The organism is Runella zeae DSM 19591 (assembly GCF_000423565.1).
Lineage (GTDB): Bacteria > Bacteroidota > Bacteroidia > Cytophagales > Spirosomataceae > Runella > Runella zeae.
Genome location: NZ_AUIF01000043.1, coordinates 18,748 through 38,305, shown reverse-complemented (window position 1 = coordinate 38,305; position 19,558 = coordinate 18,748). Strand labels below are relative to the sequence as shown.

The following is a 19,558-nucleotide window of genomic DNA, read 5'->3' as shown; positions in this document are numbered from 1 at the left end:
AATTAAAATTTAACATTAAGGTTAAAACCAATATTACGAGTAATAGGCAAGCCTGTAGCTTCGAGGCCAATCAGGTTGTCGGAAGGAAATCCAAATTGCTCGGGGTGAATATTAGGAACCCATTTTTTGAGAACTGCTACGTTGTTGGCAACGGCATTCAATCTGATGCCTTTTACAAAGCGTGAGGAACTAGGCAAGAACTTTGAAAAATCATACCCCAGCGTGATTTGGCGAAGCTGCCAAAGGCCCGCATTGTATACAAACTCCTCGGCGATGTTTTGAGAACGTACCGTTTCGTAGTAAGCCTGTACTCCCGATTTGGTTTGATTAACTTCGCCGTTAGGGTTTACACCATTGCCAATCACAAAGTTTTCGGCACGTCCTACGAGGGTTGCTTTGTGTAATCCGTGGCGCCAGGCATTGTGATTAGTACCCGAAATCATCTTGTGACCTAGTTTGAAATCAATCAAAAACGAAAGATTGATGCCTTTGTAAGTGAAGCTATTGGTGATACCCCCTACCCACAACGGCAGCGCACTTCCAAAGGCGATTTGGGTAGGAGTACGCAATGGACGGCCATTGCCCGCATCAAACACTTGGCGGCCTTGGGCGTCTCTTAAATACCCAAATCCGTATAATTGACCCATCGGCTGACCTACAACTTGGCGAAGTTCACCCGTGAAATCGCCAGTACCTACCGTAATCATATTGTTGCTCACACCTTCTCCAAGATTCAGTACCTTTGTTTTGTTATAAGCAGCGTTGAAAATGGCGTTCCAACTGAAATCATCTCGCCTGATGGGGTTTAAATTGAAAAGCATTTCAATACCTTGGTTACGGCTTTGACCTACGTTGATGAGTTGGGTCAAATATCCCCCGGCGTTAGAGGTTTGAGCGCGCAATATTTGGTCTGAAGAGAGTTTGTCATAATACGTAAAATCAATTCCTAAAAAGTTGTTGAACAATTTTAGTTCAAAACCAAACTCTTTTTCCGAAACCCGCATGGGGCGCAAGTTAGCATTAGGTACTGTGGAACCATTGATAGTTGCGAGCGGCTGAGCTACTCCACTTGGTGAGGGAAATTGCTGGGGATTGATATTGTAAAATAAATTGTTGGCGTAGGGCGAAACATCGGTGTCGCTACCTACTTCAGCGTAAGCAGCTCTGATTTTGCCGAAACTAATCCAAGTAGGTAAAGAGGTAGCAAAAGCTTGAGAAAAGACAAAACTTGCCGTAATCGACGGATATAAAATACTGCGATTGGCAGGAGATAGGGTTGAAAACCAGTCGTTTCTGACAGTTCCATTCAAGAAGATATAATCTTTGTAAGACACCTCCGCCGAAGCGTATAATGAATTAACTTGTCTTTCTGAAAAATCATAAATGGCGTCTCTCTGACGGCTGTTGCCGATGGTATAAAGCCCTCGTGTATAAAAATCTTGGACAAAAACATTGTGCCGGCTGATGCGTCGATACATTTGGTTTCCGCCCACGTTGGCATTGACCCCAATCGCCCCAAAAGTACGATTAGCACCCAAAAGAAAGTCAGCGTTGAGTTCGCGTACATTACGAGCATCTTGTACATATTGCCCGTTCACAAAGCCCGCAGGTGCCGCAGGCTGGCGTTGGGTACCCGTTGGAAGATTGTAATCTTGCTCACGTGAGTAATAATCCTGCCCAATACGACCTTGCAAAAACAACCAAGGAGTGAAATTATAGCGGGCTGTGAGGTTTCCAAAGATACGGTCGTTGTGGATATTGTCGAAACGCTTAAGGGCAAAATAGGGATTGGTACGGTTGGTAAATCTCGACCAAACGGTTTCGTTGCCGTTGGCATCTTCGGCGTATTTTTCCAACAAATCAAGGGGCATAGAGTTAGCCATGTTGAAAATCACGACAGGGCTGTAATCTTGCTCGGCGATGTTTGGTGGGTTTTTACGAAATTCGTTTGAGTAATTGACGTTGCCTGATACGGTCAATTTCTTGGCCAATGTTTGCGTAAAACCCAAATTGACAGTACGGCGGTCGTAGCCTGAGCCTCTCAAAATGGTGCGATTGTCGAGGTTAGAAATAGAAAGGCTAAAGCCGCCATTGGCTCCTCCCGACGAAAGCGAGAGGGTGTTGGTCCAAGTGTATCCTTTTTGGTAATATTTCGTGATTTGGTTACGCTGTGGCTCGTAAGGCACTTGTACTCCATCAAATAGAACTTGGGTCATACCGGGCTGAAATTTTTCACCAAAACTCCATTGTCCAGAAGTGGGGAAAGGAGCCGTGGGTCTGGTACCATTTTCACCCTGTCCATATTCGTATTGATAATCAGTATAATCGAGTGGCGTTTCGGAAGTAAAGTTGGAATTATAGCTGAGCGAAACCCCTGAGCCAGTACCACGGCTTTTGGTGGTAATCATGATTACGCCATCTTTGGCGCGTGAGCCATAAAGTGCCGAAGCCGCTGCGCCCTTCAAAACGGTCATGGCTTCGATATCGTCGGGGTTGATACTACTCAACCCATCGCCACCGTCGGAGGTGCGGTTGCTTCCTCTTTCCGACACATCTCCCCGTGCTCCGTTGTTGGTGTTATCGATTGGCACCCCATTTACTACGATAAGAGGAGAGTTGTTGCCTCCAAAAGAAGATTGACCCCGAATCCTGATTTTGCTCGTACCCGCAGGGCCAGAGCCTAGCGAGGTGATATTGACACCCGCCATTTTGCCTTGAAGGGCATTCATGAAATTGGCGGTACGGTTGATTGTCATTTCATCAGTGCCTACAGTGGCAGTGGCATAGCCTATGCTTTTGGCTTGTTTTTTGATACCAAGTGCCGTGACTACGACCTCACCGAGCGATTTGCTTTCGGGGGCTAGCGAAAGGCTGATAGTGGTCTGATTGCCAACGGTTATTTCTTTGCTTTCATAACCTACGTAGCTGAATACCAATATAGAAGAGGAGCTAGGGACGTCCAACTGAAACCCGCCTTCGGCGTTGGTCGTGGTGCCTCTTTGAGTACCTTTGATGAGTACGCTCACTCCGGGCAAAGCTTGCCCTTTTTCATCCACTACTTTACCTTTGACCGCTTGCTCCATGACTTCGATGCGAGTCGATGTTTTTAGAAGTGGAATATCCGTAATTTGGGGCTTTTCGACCGAGATTTCGGGGCTGATACTCTCCTGAAATCGGGCTTCGGCAGCAGCCGTTTTTTTTGCTTTTTTGGCTTCTAAAATCACATACGAGCCATCTTTGACTTTTTTATAGCCCAATCCTGTGGTTTTCAAGACCTGCTCTAAATTTTGTTCAAGTTGCGCATTGGGGTTGATTAAATCAGAAGAGACCATAATGCCTTCAATAAGACCTCCTTCAAACAAAATATCGACGCGGTATCGGCTTTTTAAATCTTTGAGTACATCGCGCAATTTTAGCGTAGTGGGAGCGGAGAGGGTTTCCGCTTTTTTGGGCAATTGGTGAGCCCTTGCGTAGGTTTGAGCCCAGCTAGGTCGTCCGCATAAGAGCAGCGAAAGGAGAAATATCCCCATCCAGCATGATTTGTGTAGGTTTTCCTTCATTTTACAAAAAGGGTTTAAGGGGCAGTTGAATGATCGGTAAGTATTACTGAGTCGCCATTTCTGACGATATTGATATTGAAGATTTGAGAAATAATTTCGAGAAGTTCGTCGGCATTTTCGGCCCTGAAAGAGCCTACTAAAGTGCGCTTGGCCAATGCTTGGTCTTCAATTTTGACCTTGAGACCGTAGTTTTCTTCCATGATTTTACCAAACTCTTCTAGGGTAGTATCATCAAACACAAATCGGTGGTCTTTCCAAGCGGCGTATTTTTCGGGCTGTGAGGTCACGGCTTGTTGTAAATGATTGCGTTGGTCGAGTGTCACCAAATCGCCAGGTTTCATTATGACCTGTTTTTGGGATTGGCCTTCTTGGTAGCGCAGCTGTACTTTACCTTTGTTGAGGACTATTTTGGCGCGTTGCTGGCGAGAATAGACCGTAAATTCCGTTCCCAATACCACTACTTCAAAATCTTTATCGGTTTTTACCACAAATTTTTGATTGTTGACTTGGTGGGTTACGTCAAAATTGGCTTCTCCCTTTAGAAATACTTCACGGGTTTTGTCTCCAAATCCAAACCGTGGAACCCGAAGTGACGAGTTGGCATTGAGCGTCACTTGGGTCTTGTCTGAAAGCAAAATAGAGCGCGTTTCTCCAAACGTCGTTGAATGGGTTTGGTACACTATATCATCCTTAAAAAGCCACCCCAATGCTACTAAAGTAAGACTGAGAGAGGCCGCTATCATGAGTGTATTCCAAAACCTCGGCGAAGATTTTAATGAGGGCTTTGTTTCTTTAAAAGTTTCGTGCGTAGGGTCGGCGTCAAATCTGTCGGCATAGGCATGAAACTGTTTGAGAGCCTCGGGGAGTTGGGTGAGGTATTGCGGATGTTGATATTCGTATTCGACGAGCCACTTATAAAACAACTCCTCGTTGGCGGGCTGTTTGACCCACTCATCCACCATTTGTTTTTGTAAAGCCGATGTCTTACCCGACAAATAGCTAAATATAAATTCTTTGTTGATTTCTGCCTTCATTGATGCACTAGAGTGATAGTTCAAAGCATAGAGAAGCCGTCAAATCTTAGAAAAAAAGACTTGAAAGTAAGCTGATAAGAGAGAGCATCCACTTGTCTTTGAGGAGGTTGCGGATATACTGACTGGCGCGGTTGAGTTGGACATCTACCGTCTTGACTGAGAGGTTGAGTTCGTCGGCAATTTCTTGGTATTTTTTTCCTTCAAATTTGCGCATGAGATAGATTCGACGGCGTTCGAGGGGGAGTTTGTTGACGGCTTCTTCTACATCATGATACAATTCTTCAAACTGACTGATTTGGTCAGGTTGGGATTCGTCCAAAATAGGCTTTTGGGAGGCTTCGAGTAGGTCGGCTTTGCGGCCCAAGTCCCAACGGAGATAATTGTAGGCGCGATTGCGTACGGTGCGAAACAAATAAAAACGGTAAGAAGTGTCGATTTCGAGGAAAGTCTGTTTGGTATAAAACTGAAAAAAAATCTCTGATACCAAGTCTTCGGCTGCTGCCCTTGAGCCTACAAATTTGACGGCATGAGTACACATCGGCTGATAGTATCGCTTATAGAGCAATTCCACTCCCAAGCGAAGATTAACTTCGAGTGTTTTTCGAATAAACAGCTCATCATCAGTCTCAAAATGAGAACTATAATTCTCAGAAGCGGCATGGAGAGGAAGGGATTCTCCAAAAGGGGTAGAGCCTTTGTTGTCGCTGTGGTCGGGGTAGACTTGCTCCATGTTTCTTTCTTTATGACAACTTCCTGTTAGAATCGTTAAATCTTGGGTAACTTATTATAAAGACAAGCAGCGTGCAGAAAACTCCTTACAGTAATAGAAAAATATTTTTATTTTTTTGAACAATATTTATTTGTGTATTGGAATTTAAAAAGAGAAATGTTCATGCCTATGCCTATAGGCGAGGGGTATATTGTTGATATTGAGGGTATTAATGTTGTAAAATAGCAAATGCCTCCAGAATTTACTTCTGGAGGCATTTGCTATCGAAATATTAATGAATGCTAACTGATTTTTTTGACTGAAATGGCACTTGGTCCTTTTTGGCGTATTTCTACTTCAAAAGTGACTTTATCGTTTTCTTTGATAGGGCCAGACAGTTCATGAACGTGTACAAAAATACTTTCTTGGGTCTTGAGGTCTCTGATAAAACCAAACCCTTTTTGTTCGTTGAAAAAACTCACCACTCCTTCTCTGACAGTCTCTACAGGTTCGGTATCTTCTTGTTTTGAGATTCCGACCGGAATGTCTTCGGTATTGATCGTTTTCTTTTTGCGGGGGTCAGGAGGAGTACTTGTAAGGTTGCCGTTTTCGTCAACATACGCAATCATATCATCCAACGACATGCCTTTTTTGGCATTGGCTTGCCGTTCTTCTTTTTTTTCCTCCTTGTCTTTCTTCTTTTTAAGTTTTTTCTTTTCGCGTTCTTTTTTACTGAAAGTTTCTTGTGAACTGGCCATATTTTTCTTTTGCTTGGGTGTTTGTATCTGCTTTTTTGGGAAGTAACAAAAAAAAAGCAGATGAGTGAAGAGATATACCAAATAACTAAAGTGGGTCGGCTTAGTGACTTGCTTAATTGCCTATAAGAGTTGTAGAACCAAAAGTTTACAAAGGGAAATAGGGCTTTGGTAGTCTATATAGTACAAATAACGTGATTTTTGGATTAATAATTTCGCTTTTTCAAATATTATATCAAAAAAACTCACTCAGGGATTGAACACAAACAAAGTAGATAGATATACCTATAAGAGGTAGTAGACAGGAGCTATTTCGGTAAGCCACCCCATGAATTTGGAGGCTTATTTTTTAGTTTTGGGCTTTTGTGATTATTTGCATAGTTTTTTGAAACCGAGTTAGTAAGATTGACTCGATTCATCCTTTAACATTACTAAACCACCCGAAAAAACATGAACCGTAGAGATGCTATTCAGCAGGTTGCCCTCCTTTTGGGGACTATGATTTCTGCTCCAACCATGGCCGGTGTATTGGGCCAAAAAACTAATTTAGGGGAGAGTGTACTCGTTTCCGCCGAGCAAGAGGCTTTGTTGGCCGAAGTTGCTGATGTAATTATTCCAACTACTTCTACTCCAGGGGCTAAGGCTGCGGGTGTAGAGAAGTTTATCGTCAGAGTAATGCGCGACTGCTATCCCAAAGAAGACCAAGAGAAATTTTATAGTGGCCTTACTAAAATCAACTCCGACAGCAAGTCTAAGTTTGGTAAAGGGTTTGATGAACTTAGCAGCCCTCAAAAAATCGAGATGGTGAAGCTTTCTACCGTCAATGATAAGCCTTTCTTTTTGCGAATGAAAGAATTGACCGTGACAGGCTACTTTACCTCTGAAATCGGGGCTAAGCAAGCACTTGAGTATTTGCCTATTCCTGGGCGTTTTGAAGGATGTGTACCGCTCAAACCTGGTCAAAAAGCTTGGGCTTTATAAGCTAGTAGAAGTCTTCTATTTATGTATCACGCGTGGGGAGTGTTTGAGCAAAAGCTACACAATGCAAACCACAAATTCCCTTAAACCGAAATGTATCTAAATATAGATTCCCAAAAAGAAATGACCTATGATGCCATCGTGATTGGCTCAGGAGTAAGTGGTGGCTGGGCTGCCAAAGAATTGACCGAGAAAGGATTGCGGGTTTTGATGCTCGAAAAAGGTCATAAACTCGAACACGTAAGCGGCTACGAAAACGCCATGAAAGACCCTTGGCAAACCCAATATAATGGCCGCCTTACGATGGAGCAGAAAGAAACGCATCCTAAGTTGAGTCGTGATTATCCTTACAACGAAATGTCGGAAAAATATTGGATGAACGATTCTGACTCCCTTTATAAAGAAGTAAAACGTTTTGACTGGTATCGCCCAAATATCGTAGGTGGAAAATCTATCATGTGGGGACGTCAGTCTTACCGATTGAGTGATATTGATTTTGAAGCCAACTTGAAGGAGGGGGTCGCAGTAGATTGGCCTATTCGCTACAAAGACATTGCTCCTTGGTATAGCTATGTAGAGAAAATCGCGGGGATTTCGGGCGAAAAATTAGGGCTGCCTCAACTTCCCGACAGTGAGTTTTTGCCACCAATGGACATGTATTGCGTGGAGAAGGAAGTACGTAAACGCATCGAAAAGAATTTTCCTGGACGTACGATGACGATTGGGCGCGTGGCCAATTTGTCAAAACCTACCACTGTTCAAATCAACAACGGCCGTGCGGCTTGTCAATACCGCAACAAGTGTGCGTTGGGCTGTCCTTTTGGGGCTTATTTTAGTACTCAATCTTGTACGTTGCCTCCGGCCGTAAAAACAGGCCGTCTTACCTTACGTCCTGAGTCGGTAGTGACCAATTTGATTTATGACGAAAACAAGAAAAAAGCTACGGGGGTGCGTGTCATTGATGCTGTAACTTTGGAGGAAAAAATCTATAATGCGGGCTTGATTTTTGTGTGTGGCTCGGCTTTGGGTACTACTGCTATTTTGTTGAATTCTACTTCTAATCGTTTTCCTAATGGTTTTGGGAATGATAGTGGCGAGCTTGGCCACAATCTCATGGATCATCACTTCCGTGTCGGAGCAAGTGGGACTTGGGAAGGCGATGAAGATAAGTATTATTTTGGGCGCCGGGCTAATGGTATTTATATTCCACGTTATCGCAATATCGGCAACGACAAGCGCGATTATCTCCGTGGTTTTGGATACCAAGGTGGTGGAAGTCGCGCTAGTTGGCAACGCAACGTAGCCGAGTTGAGTTTTGGGGCTGATTTCAAAGAAGAACTCACCAAACCAGGGCCTTGGTCGATGGGCTTGGGCGGTTTTGGTGAAACCCTTCCATACCACGAAAACAAAATGTATCTCGACCCCAAAGAGAAAGACAAATGGGGAATGCCTTTGGTGGTATTTGACGCTGAGTTGAAAGAAAACGAGCGTAAAATGCGCGTCGACATGGGCAACGATGCCGCTGAGATGCTCGAAAAAGCAGGTGTGAAAAATGTAAAAATCAACGACCGGGGTTCATGGCTTGGAATGGCGATTCACGAAATGGGAACCGCACGCATGGGTCGTGATCCCAAAACTTCGGTCTTGAATGGCAATAATCAAGTGCATGCTTGCAAAAACGTATTTGTGACCGATGGTGCTTGTATGACTTCGGCCTCATGCGTAAACCCTTCGCTTACCTATATGGCGCTTACCGCTCGTGCGGCTGATTTTGCGGTAAAAGAGAAGAAAAAAGGAAATATTTAATTTTTAGAATATCCTTAACTGAGGCGTTGACAAAGCGAGAGTTTAGTCAACGCCTTTTTGATTTATTACTAAGCTGATTATGGCTTTTTGTGGAACATCTGACTTCCAAATGCTTGTGTATTGAATAAGCCGATTGTGTAGCTAAGTGATTTCTTTTTCCATGCCCTGTAACTATAATTTGAACATTCGGATATTGCTTTTTCAACGGTGCCTGACCACTCTGCAACGTTAGCCTCTCTGCTATTATAAGAGATATGTGGTCTTGTTCTTCTTTACAAAATCATCCGTGTTTTAGGTACGTAAAATTTTGTCCATTTTTCGACCTTTTGCCAACTCATCTACCAGCTTGTCTAAATACCTTGTTTTTTGGGTTAATGGGTTTTTGATTTCTTCGATGCGATACCCACAAATCACGCCTGTTATCAAATGTGCGCCTGGGTTTAGAGTTGCTTCCTGAAAAAATTGTTCAAATGTGGCTTTCTCCTCTATGAGTTTTTGTAAGGCTTTTTCATCAAAGCCTGTAAGCCATTGGATTACTGTATGAAGTTCGTCTATTGTTCGGCCTTTTTTCTCAACTTTTGTCACATAATGTGGATAGACAGAAGCAAAAGTCATTTTTGCGATTCGTTCATCATGCAGAATGGTATCGTTCATCGTTCTGTTACGGATTGATTTTGAGGAATTCGATGGAGCTACATAGCGCTTGTCGTGGGGCGTTATTGCCTGTCTACGAGGTAGTTGAGTTCGGTTACTCCAGAAGCAAATTGTCGAGTACTTAATAACTTTAGTTTTATTGGGTCTTTGATGTCCACAAACAATGGAATGCCTTGTCCTAGAATAATGGGATTAACAAATAGCCAATAACCGTCGATTAGATTTTGCTGAATGAGTGAATGTGTGGCGGTGGGACTGCCAAAAAGTAAAATATCTTCACCTTCCTGTTGTTTTATTTCTTTTATCTTGTCCGGAAGGTTGTCATTAATAATTGTCGTGTTAGTCAAATCAGTGTCTTGCAGGGTATTTGATAAAACCACCTTGTGGACGCTGTTATACCACCTTGAATGCTCAATATCGTGTTTGGTGGCATCAGGTTTGTCGCCCGCCGCAGGCCAGTAACTCTCCATCATTTGGTAAGTGGTTCTTCCATATAGAGCAGTTTTGCCTTGGCTAATGCGTTGACCAACATAATCAAAAATTTCTTGGTCAACTGTAATCCAATTCATTTCACCGTTAGGGCCAGCCACAAAACCGTCGAGCGATATGTGCATGAATGAAATAATTTTTCTCATAAAGGTTTATTTAGAGGACTTATCTACAACAGTTGGCAAAGATAAGTTTCTGAGGAACAAAGTTGTTGTATTCTAATCGGCAAAACTACTGTTTATGAGTAATTTGTTAGCGTCGTTATGGTTGTTATTTCGCCAAAAACTGTTTTTCTTTTGCGTTATGGCTTCCACATTACACTTAACGGATTGCTGCTAGATCATCAGAGGTTTGCAATTCATAGTAACTTCTGTAGTCTATAAACGGCAATTTGGTAGTGACAAGTGGTATGTTCTTTATACAATATTTGATCAAGTATCGTGATGAAACAAAAATGGGAGTGGTAAATTAGAATTCTTTATGGTTCATAAAGAGCTTTCACTAAATCTTTGTGGCCAATTTTTTGTTAGAGTGTTTGTACGGATTTGTTAACTTTGCCGTGTGAGTTTTAATCACGGACAGGATGTCCGTACCACTAATTATGCAACAATATCACGACTTACTTCGCCATATTCTGACCCACGGTACTCGCAAAACGGATCGTACAGGTACGGGTACTATTAGTGTTTTTGGGTATCAAATGCGCTTCAATTTACAAGACGGCTTTCCGCTGGTTACTACCAAAAAAGTACATACAAAATCTATCATTCATGAGCTTTTGTGGTTTTTGAAAGGCGATACCAATATCAAATACCTCAAAGACAATGGCGTGAGTATTTGGGACGAATGGGCCGATGCCGACGGAAACCTCGGCCCCGTATATGGCAAACAATGGCGTAGCTGGGAAGCTCCCGACGGGCGAGTGATTGACCAGTTGCAGGATGTATTGAAACAACTCAAAAACAATCCTGATTCGCGCAGAATCATTGTATCTGCTTGGAATCCAGCGGATTTGCCTAAAATGGCCTTAAGCCCTTGCCATGCTTTGTTTCAGTTTTATGTGGCAGACAATAAGCTCTCTTGTCAGCTCTATCAGCGTAGTGCTGATGTGTTTTTAGGAGTGCCGTTCAACATAGCAAGTTATGCTTTATTGACGATGATGATTGCCCAAGAGTGTGGTTTTGAGTACGGCGATTTTGTCTGGACAGGCGGTGATACGCATATTTATCTCAACCATTTGGAGCAAGTGGAATTGCAACTATCGCGTGAGCCGCGAGCGCTGCCTGTGATGAAATTAAATCCAGACATAAAGAGTGTATTTGACTTTACATTTGAGGATTTTACGCTCGAAAACTACAATCCTTGGCCTGCCATCAAAGCGCCAGTGGCTGTATAAAAATTGACAAAAATGAGGTATATCGTTGGGTTGGTGTTGTGGTGGCTTGTTCCTTTTTGGGGAAAATCCCAAATCAGGATAGAAGTGATACAACACGCACCTTTCAAAACAGGAAACCAGCGTCTTTTTTTTGCTTCTGATTTCAACAATTGGCAGCCTGGTGACCTTAATTTTGAATTTAAACGTCAAGAAGATGGTATTTATTTCTTGAATTTACCCGATACACTTCGTCACTTTAAGTATAAAATTACGCAAGGAAGTTGGGGATTAGCGGAAGGAGATTCCCACGGAAATAGCCGACCTGACCGTACGTATGAGCAATCGGCGGAGGCGAATCCCAAACTTATCCAAATCAAAATTGACGGTTGGGAGTCACATTCTACCTATCGGTTTGTAGTGACCGAAATTCCTCCTAATACCCCAAAAGATGCCACCCTTTATATCACAGGCAACTTCAACAAATGGGACCCTGGCGATGAATACCACCGCCTTCGTCCACAAGTAGATGGTACTTATCGGGTTACGATTGTATCTGATTTAGAGCGTATTGAGTATAAATTTACGCGAGGTGATTGGAACACAGTAGAAGGCCGAGAAAATGGCAAAACCCTTCCCAATAGGCTGTTATATCGCGAAGAAATAACCAACAATGACAACATTGAAGTGAAAATCATCAGTTGGGAAGACCTCTCAGGTACTTTTCGTTCTATTTCAGTCTATGATTTGTTGCTGTTGTTTTCGGCATTTCAGAGTTTGTTATTGATTATTGCCATTACTTCCATGCAAGATTACAACCGCCAAGCCAATCGATGGCTGGTGGTGGCGCTCGGCTTCAGTGCTTTGATTGTGTTTATCAGGGTTGTGAGTGCCTACAAAGAAGTGGCCCAAAACTATACCAAATTACTGCTAGTACCTGATTTTGTTTTGTTCCTGTACGCGCCTCTCTTTTATTTTTATATTCAAAAATTACTTTTCAAGACCTCCAAACTTCCCGCCAAATGGTGGGGGCATTTTGTGCTGCCAGGCGTTCAGTTGATGCTATATCTACCGTATTTTTTTATGGAAGAAAAAAGCCTTCAACTCAAGATTGTAAACCGCGAAGCCGATTTGGTATGGCTTTTTTGGAGCATGGGAAGTATTGCATGGATTGTCAATGTTTATTATTGGGTATCGTGTCGTAGGGTGATTCGCAGCTATCGGGTGCTTTATACTACCCAATCCTCTTACGAACAAAACCTCCAATATCTTTCTACGGTACTTGTATTGCAGGCTGTATGTTTGGCATTATGGCTATTTTCGGGTCTTATTTTTTGTATTGGGTATTTTTTTGGAATTGATACAGGTTTTATTGTCCTCAAAAGTATCGATACTATTTGGCTTGCTTTCTCCACGATTCCCTATTTCTTAGGGTATTTTGCTATTCACCAACCTGAGATTTTCAAACTTCCTAATCAACCTATCCCCTTCTTAAATCCCACCGAATCGCCTTCGGTAGTGATTCAGGATGCTATGGCTCCATTGATTGAAAAAGAACCCGAGCTTCTCGACAATCTTAATAGCTACAAAGAAAAAATTGAGGGTTTTATGAACAAACAAAAGCCCTATACCAATGCTGGGCTGACCCTCAACGAACTTGCCTCTAAACTAAAGATGTCGCCGCATCTTCTCTCTAAAGTCATCAATGAAGGGTACGACAAAAATTTCTTTGATTTTATTAACGAATACCGGATTGAAGAATTTAAGCAGCGTTTTGAAGACCCGCGCAATAAGCAATACACTATGTTGGCCATTGCATTTGAGGTGGGCTTTAACTCCAAGACGGCATTCAATCGTGCCTTCAAAAAAATGACTCAACAAACTCCCCGTGAGTACTTCTTCGAATCTCGCGTCGAAGATTAGGAATTGACGCTTCGTTCAAGCCATTTATTTCTTCTTTTTCTTCTAAAAATAGGTGCCACCTTATAAAGTGGTACAAGTTGTTTTGTGATAATTATCTGATTGTCAATAGGTTGTTATGTGGCTTTAAAAATAAGTCCCATCTCAAAAAGTGGAACGACGAAGGAATATATCTATGGTACTTTTGCAAGAACAATTTGACTATTAGTTTATTCAAAGTCAATTTTCTGCTTCTTAACTACTAATTTTTTTTAATTTAAACCTATGATTATTCAATTCTATCAGTTGGAAAATCGGTCAAACGTGCGTTTGAGACGATTAGGTTACTTGATGATGGTATGGGTTTTGGCGAGTATGTCGCTAGTGGCCCAAGACCGTGCAGTGTCGGGAAAAGTAACCGAGAGTAACGGAGCCATATTGCCGGGTGTGAGTGTATTGGTAAAGGGTACTGTAAGAGGAACCCAAACCGATGGCAATGGAAATTACAAATTGGAGGTTCCGGCCAATGCCACTTTGGTTTTTAGTTTTGTGGGAATGCTTACGCAAGAGGTTCCAGTAGCCACACGCACTACTATTGATGTGGTTCTGGAAAATGACAACAAGCAACTTGCCGAGGTGGTTGTGATTGGTTATGGCTCACAGCGCAAAAAAGACCTTACGGGTTCTATTGCCGCTATCAATTCTGCTGACTTCAACAAAGGCAACATCGCAACTCCTGACCAACTCGTGGCAGGTAAAGTAGCGGGTGTACAAATCACGCCCAATGGCGGAGCACCCGGCGCAGGGAGCACTATTCGGATTAGGGGAGGGGCTTCTTTAAATGCCAGCAACGACCCTCTTATCGTGATAGACGGTGTGCCACTCGACAACGGCGAAGTGAGAGGCGCGGCCAATCCGCTGAGTTTGATTAACCCCAACGACATCGAATCATTCAACATCCTGAAAGATGCCTCAGCTACGGCCATTTATGGGTCGAGGGCTTCTAATGGGGTAATCATGATTACGACCAAAAAAGGTAAAAAAGGGGATGTGATGCGTGTCAATCTCAGCACGCAAGCATCGGTAGCCCAGCGCACTGGTCAAATCGATGTACTAAGCGCGGACGAATTTCGGACTTTGGTCAATACCTACGGAACCGCCACTCAAAAATCTCTCCTCGGCGCTGCTAATACCAACTGGCAAGACCAAATTTACCGCACCGCTATCAGTACCGACAACAACCTAAGCGTAACAGGCTCGCTAAAAAATACCCCTTATCGGATTTCGGTAGGATATACCAATCAAAATGGTATTTTGAAAACATCAAACATGGGTCGTACCTCGGCTTCTATTGGGCTAACGCCTATGTTGCTCAACAACCATTTGAAGGTTGACATCAACCTAAAAGGCTCTTCTATCAACAATATATTTGCCAATCAGGGGGCGATTGGGGCGGCAGTAGCTTTTGACCCTACGCAGCCTGTTTTTTCGGGCAAAGAGGCCTACGGTGGATACTACGAATGGGTCAATGCTGATGGCAAGCCCAATACTATCGCTACCCGAAACCCGCTCGGTTTGCTGAATCTGACTGATGATAAAAGTAAAGTATTACGCAGTATCGGAAATATGCAGTTGGACTATAAATTCCATTTTCTCCCCGAACTTCATGCCAACTTAAACTTGGGCTATGACCTTTCAAAAAGCGATGGTAACAAACTTATTCCGGCTTTTGCAGCTTCCAATTTTAGCAATGGAGGCGAAAAAACAGTCTATACCCAAGACCGCAGCAACAAACTCCTTGATTTTTATCTCAACTACGTCAAAGATATTTCCAAAGACATTCGTCTTGATTTGATGGCAGGGTATTCGTACCAAGATTTTATCAATACCACTACGAGTATTACGAAAGATGCCGCCGAAACTAAAATCATTAACGATAGCCCTTATAAAACTCAAAATACTTTGGTTTCCGTTTTTGGACGTGCCAATTTGAACCTCCAAGACCGCTATTTGCTTACGTTCACGTTACGCCGCGATGGTTCCTCACGCTTTGCCAAAGAAAACCGTTGGGGTACTTTCCCTTCGGCAGCTTTTGCGTGGAAAATCAACGAAATGGATTTCTTAAAAGGCTCTAATGTATTGTCTGATTTGAAGTTGCGTCTGGGGTATGGCGTTACAGGTCAGCAAGATGTAGGTCAAAACTTCGCTTATTTGGCACGTTATACGCCAAGTACAGCTACTGCACAACAACAACTTGGTAATACTTTCTATACCACACTGCGTGCCGAAGGCTACAACGCCAACATCAAGTGGGAACAAACCACGACCCAAAACGTGGGATTGGATTTTGCTTTCAAAAAAGCTCGTCTTTCGGGAAGTATAGATTATTACATCAAAAAAACCACTGATCTTCTCAACGTAGTGCCTATCGCCGCTGGCACAAACCTTACCAACGAAATCTTGTCGAATGTGGGTTCGATTGAAAATCAAGGAGTTGAGTTATTATTAAACTACAACGCCATCAATACCGAAGATTTTACGTTGGATTTGGGCTTCAATGCGACTTACAACCAAAACAAAATCACCAAACTCACCTCTGCCAATGACCCCAATTATAAAGGAGTACTCGTAGGAGGTATCGCTGGAGGGGTTGGAAGCACGATTCAGATTCATTCGGTGGGCTATCCTGCATCCTCGTTTTTTGTTGCACAGCAAGTGTACGACGAAGCCGGCAAACCTATTGAAGGTGTGTATGTGGATCGCAACAAAGACGGCAAAATTACTATCGACGATTACTATCATTATCAATCTCCTGCCCCAAGGGTATTCTTAGGGTTCAATGCCCAAGCTACGTATAAGCAGTGGAGCGGGGGTTTTGTGATGAGAGGAAATTTTGGCAATTATGTATACAACAACATCGTCTCTACCAATGGTGTATTGCAGGCTTTCCAAGGGGCCAACAACTCCCTAGCCAACGTGGTGCCTAACGTCAACGTGACTCAGTTTGCTAGACCTCAGTACTTCTCGGATTATTATATGGAAAACGGCTCATTCCTGCGTATGGACAATCTTTTTGCGGGCTATAATTTGGGCAATGTCTTTGGTGGGAAAACCACCGCTCGCGTTGCGGCTACGGTGCAAAACTTGTTTGTCATCACCAAATACACAGGTTTAAACCCCGAAGTAAGCGGCGGCATCGACAACAATATTTATCCTATTCCGCGTACTTACACCCTTGGCCTCAACATCGGTTTCTAAGCACAAAAACGAATAGATTTGAGTTTGATAAAACTGTTTTTCAAAAACAAGACAATGAAGAATTTCATCAATAAAAATATAGCTTTAGGAGGAGTTGCCTTATCGTTGGTGGTATCCTCTTGTATCAAAGACCTTGACCGTCAGCCTTTCAACGAAGTTACTTCCGCTACGGTCTATAACGACCCCGCCGCTTACAAACAAGTAGGCGCAAAACTATACGCTGGTCTAATGCTTACGGGGCAGCAAGGCCCCGCCGGCGACGACCGTACCAAAGACATCAAAGGCCAAGATGAAGGGTTTTCGAGCTATTTACGAAACTATTGGTATCTACAAGTACTCACTACCGACGAAGCCGTCATTGCCTGGAACGATGCTGGTTTGCCAGAATTACATCAAATGAAATGGTCTTCAAACAATGCTTTCGTGAGAGGTTTTTACAATCGGGTATTTTATCAAATTGCTTCTTGTAATGAATTTATTCGCGAAACAAGCGATGCCAAACTTTCGGAAAGGGGTGTGACGGGGGCTGTATTGGCCGATGCCAAAGCCTTACGCGCCGAAGCGCGATTTTTGCGGGCATTGAGCTACTGGCACGCGCTTGACTTATTTGGTGGAAATGTGCCTTTTGTAACCGAAAGCGACCTCGTGGGGTCTGCCCCTCCCAAACAAACCAACCCCAAAGATTTGTTTGCTTACATTGAGTCGGAGTTAAAAGCCATTGATGGTGAGTTGGTTGATGCGCGCAAAAACGAATACGCTCGCGCAGACAAAGCCGCCGCTTGGATGCTGTTGGCAAAACTATACCTCAATGCTGAGGCGCAAGGTCAAGGCAATCGCTACGCTGATGCCGCCACTTACGCCAAAAAAGTAATTGATGCGGGCTATACTCTACAAGCTAAATATGAAGATTTGTTCAAAGCTGATAACCACAATTCGCCAGAAGTGATTTGGGCATTGGCCGCTGATGGCAATCGCAGCCAAACTTGGGGTGGGATGACTTTCCTTTGTCATGCACCTGTAGGCGGTTCGATGCCTGCTTCTAGCTACGGCCTGGATGGTGGCTGGGGCGGTGTGCGGGTTACGCCCTCTTTTGTCAAACTATTTGCTGACCCTACGGGCAAGACCGACAAAAGAGCGATGTTTTATACCGACGGACAAAAGTTAGAAATCAATGAAATACCGACTTTTACCGACGGCTATGCCATGCCCAAATACAAAAATATCACCTCTACGGGAGCCGTCGGAAGCAATCTTACGCATCCCGATACCGATTTCCCCATGTTTAGATTGGCCGATGCGTACTTGATGTATGCCGAAGCTGCTGCAAGAGGCGCAGGAGACAAAGCCTTAGCGGTGGAGTATATCAATAAACTCCGCGTGAGAGCCTATGGCAATGCGACTGGCAATATCACTTCAAGTGAGCTTACACCAGATTTTGTATTGGCCGAACGCGCTCGCGAACTGTCGTGGGAAGGAAGTCGACGTACCGACCTAATTCGTTTTGCCAAATACACGGGTTCATCGTATTTGTGGTCATGGAAAGGTGGGGTAAAAGACGGAGCATCGGTGCAAGATTATCTCAAAATTTTCCCGCTCCCCTCAACCGATCTTACCGCTAATCCTAATCTGATTCAGAATACAGGCTACTAATAGACTAAAAATGAGTTGTTTCTCTAATTAATTGAGCACAAAAATGAAAAATTGGTTCTATAAATTCATATATGCAACGGCCATAATGACGGTATTGTGGTCGTGCGAAAAAGACGAAATTAAGGCTGTCATGAAAACGGGCACAGTACCGATGCCTACCTTATCTTCGCAAACGGTGGTATTGACCAAAGAAAATGCCGACAAAGACGCCTTGACCATTTCGTGGCCGCAGCCCGACTATGGTTTTGATGCCCCGGCTGCTTACACGGTTTTGATTGATAAAAAAGGGGGAGATTTCTCCAATGCGACGTCTATTACTACAGGTACCGAATTGAAAAAAGTATTCAAAACGTCGGAGTTGAATCCGATTTTATTAAAAATGGGTTTGAAACCTGCTACAGTAGGCGATATTGACATCAAAGTGCAGTCTTTTTTGGGCGGAAGTACTACGCTCAATTCGGCCGTAATGTCGGTAAAAGTAACTCCTTATCTCGACAAACTTGATTTGAGTACCAATTGGGGTGTGGTAGGAAGTGCTACCCCCAATGGCTGGAATGGCCCTGATGTGCCTTTTTACAAAACCGACAAAGCAAATGTGTTTGTAGCATATGTAGGGCTGCTAGAAGGCGAAATTAAATTCCGTCAAGACAATAAATGGGACGTAAACTATGGCGATACAGGGGCAAACGGAACTTTAGAAGCAGGTGGCGACAACATCAAAGTAAAAGCCGGAACCTACAAAATCACTTTTGATGTAACGGCTCTTAAATATACTATCGACAAACTCTCATGGGGCCTTGTGGGAAGTGCTACCCCCAATGGCTGGAATGCTCCCGATGTAGCATTGAACTATGACCCTTCCTCTGACCAATGGCGCGCTATTGCTACCCTCAAAGACGGTGAAATCAAAATCCGTCAAAATGAGGCTTGGGATCTCAATTATGGCGACAAAGGCGCTGATGGTATTTTGGAAGCAGGTGGCGACAACATTGCCGTCAAAGCGGGAATATATCTCATAACCGTCGATTTTAAATCATTGAAATATACCATCGAGCCTTATAAAGTATGGGGTCTTGTAGGAAGTGCCGCCCCTAATGGCTGGAATGGCCCTGATGCCTTTTTTATGCCTGATTTTGGGTCAGAAGGAATTTGGAAACTCAACAACATCAAGCTCATAGATGGTGAAATCAAATTTCGCCAAAACAATGATTGGGGTGTCAATATGGGCGACGATAAAGCCGACGGTGTGCTCGAAGTAGGTGGTGCCAACATTGTAGTCAAAGCAGGTACTTATGATATCGTACTCGACTTTTCGGTAGCGAGCAAGCCCACTTATAAGCTTACCAAAAAGTAAAACGTTGCATTACTCTTTTAAACAAACTAAAACTGATAGA

The 19,558-nt window shown here is 43.4% G+C and carries 13 protein-coding genes; 7 read left to right on the top strand and 6 right to left on the bottom strand.

Annotated features, from left to right (window positions below; all coding sequences use genetic code 11):
• Nucleotides 1-2: 2 nt before the first annotated feature.
• The 4 genes from G563_RS0113195 to G563_RS0113180 all read right to left on the bottom strand — a co-directional run bounded on the left by G563_RS0113195 (nt 3) and on the right by G563_RS0113180 (nt 6,061).
• Nucleotides 3-3,083 (bottom strand): SusC/RagA family TonB-linked outer membrane protein, encoded by a 3,081-nt coding sequence (locus G563_RS0113195; RefSeq protein ID WP_157585311.1) that lies wholly within the window; start codon nt 3,081-3,083, stop codon nt 3-5.
• 491 nt (nt 3,084-3,574) lie between these two features.
• Nucleotides 3,575-4,594 carry a FecR family protein gene (locus G563_RS0113190; protein WP_028665731.1) on the bottom strand — a complete coding sequence of 340 codons (1,020 nt, stop codon included), beginning with the start codon at nt 4,592-4,594 and terminating at the stop codon, nt 3,575-3,577.
• A gap of 46 nt (nt 4,595-4,640) precedes the next feature.
• Nucleotides 4,641-5,324: an RNA polymerase sigma-70 factor gene (locus G563_RS34645; protein WP_051210958.1), complete on the bottom strand. Its 684-nt coding sequence runs from the start codon at nt 5,322-5,324 to the stop codon at nt 4,641-4,643.
• Between the two features lie 281 nt (nt 5,325-5,605).
• Entirely contained in the window at nt 5,606-6,061 is a 456-nt protein-coding gene (locus tag G563_RS0113180; protein ID WP_028665730.1) for a cold-shock protein, read from the bottom strand.
• 447 nt (nt 6,062-6,508) lie between these two features.
• Here G563_RS0113180 and G563_RS0113175 point away from each other — a divergent pair, with 447 nt between their 5' ends.
• Nucleotides 6,509-7,039: a gluconate 2-dehydrogenase subunit 3 family protein gene (locus G563_RS0113175; RefSeq protein ID WP_028665729.1), complete on the top strand. Its 531-nt coding sequence runs from the start codon at nt 6,509-6,511 to the stop codon at nt 7,037-7,039.
• A gap of 90 nt (nt 7,040-7,129) precedes the next feature.
• Nucleotides 7,130-8,842, top strand: a complete 1,713-nt coding sequence (locus G563_RS0113170) for a GMC oxidoreductase (protein WP_028665728.1) — start codon at nt 7,130-7,132, stop codon at nt 8,840-8,842.
• Between the two features lie 291 nt (nt 8,843-9,133).
• On the opposite strand, the gene G563_RS0113165 is transcribed toward G563_RS0113170, so the two are convergent.
• Entirely contained in the window at nt 9,134-9,496 is a 363-nt protein-coding gene (locus G563_RS0113165) for a DUF2200 domain-containing protein (protein WP_037326787.1), read from the bottom strand.
• 62 nt (nt 9,497-9,558) lie between these two features.
• Nucleotides 9,559-10,131 (bottom strand): dihydrofolate reductase family protein, encoded by a 573-nt coding sequence (locus tag G563_RS0113160; protein WP_028665726.1) that lies wholly within the window; start codon nt 10,129-10,131, stop codon nt 9,559-9,561.
• 455 nt (nt 10,132-10,586) lie between these two features.
• Here G563_RS0113160 and G563_RS0113155 point away from each other — a divergent pair, with 455 nt between their 5' ends.
• From G563_RS0113155 to G563_RS34640, 5 genes are all read left to right on the top strand, one after another.
• On the top strand, nt 10,587-11,381 hold the full coding sequence (locus tag G563_RS0113155) for a thymidylate synthase (RefSeq protein ID WP_028665725.1): 795 nt from the start codon (nt 10,587-10,589) through the stop codon (nt 11,379-11,381).
• Between the two features lie 12 nt (nt 11,382-11,393).
• Nucleotides 11,394-13,280, top strand: a complete 1,887-nt coding sequence (locus G563_RS0113150; protein ID WP_028665724.1) for a helix-turn-helix domain-containing protein — start codon at nt 11,394-11,396, stop codon at nt 13,278-13,280.
• Between the two features lie 261 nt (nt 13,281-13,541).
• Nucleotides 13,542-16,514, top strand: coding sequence for a SusC/RagA family TonB-linked outer membrane protein (locus G563_RS0113145; protein WP_051210957.1), 2,973 nt, complete (start codon nt 13,542-13,544; stop codon nt 16,512-16,514).
• Nucleotides 16,515-16,568: 54 nt separating this feature from the next.
• Nucleotides 16,569-18,164, top strand: a complete 1,596-nt coding sequence (locus G563_RS0113140) for a RagB/SusD family nutrient uptake outer membrane protein (protein WP_028665722.1) — start codon at nt 16,569-16,571, stop codon at nt 18,162-18,164.
• 43 nt (nt 18,165-18,207) lie between these two features.
• On the top strand, nt 18,208-19,518 hold the full coding sequence (locus tag G563_RS34640; RefSeq protein ID WP_051210956.1) for a SusE domain-containing protein: 1,311 nt from the start codon (nt 18,208-18,210) through the stop codon (nt 19,516-19,518).
• Nucleotides 19,519-19,558 lie beyond the last annotated feature (40 nt).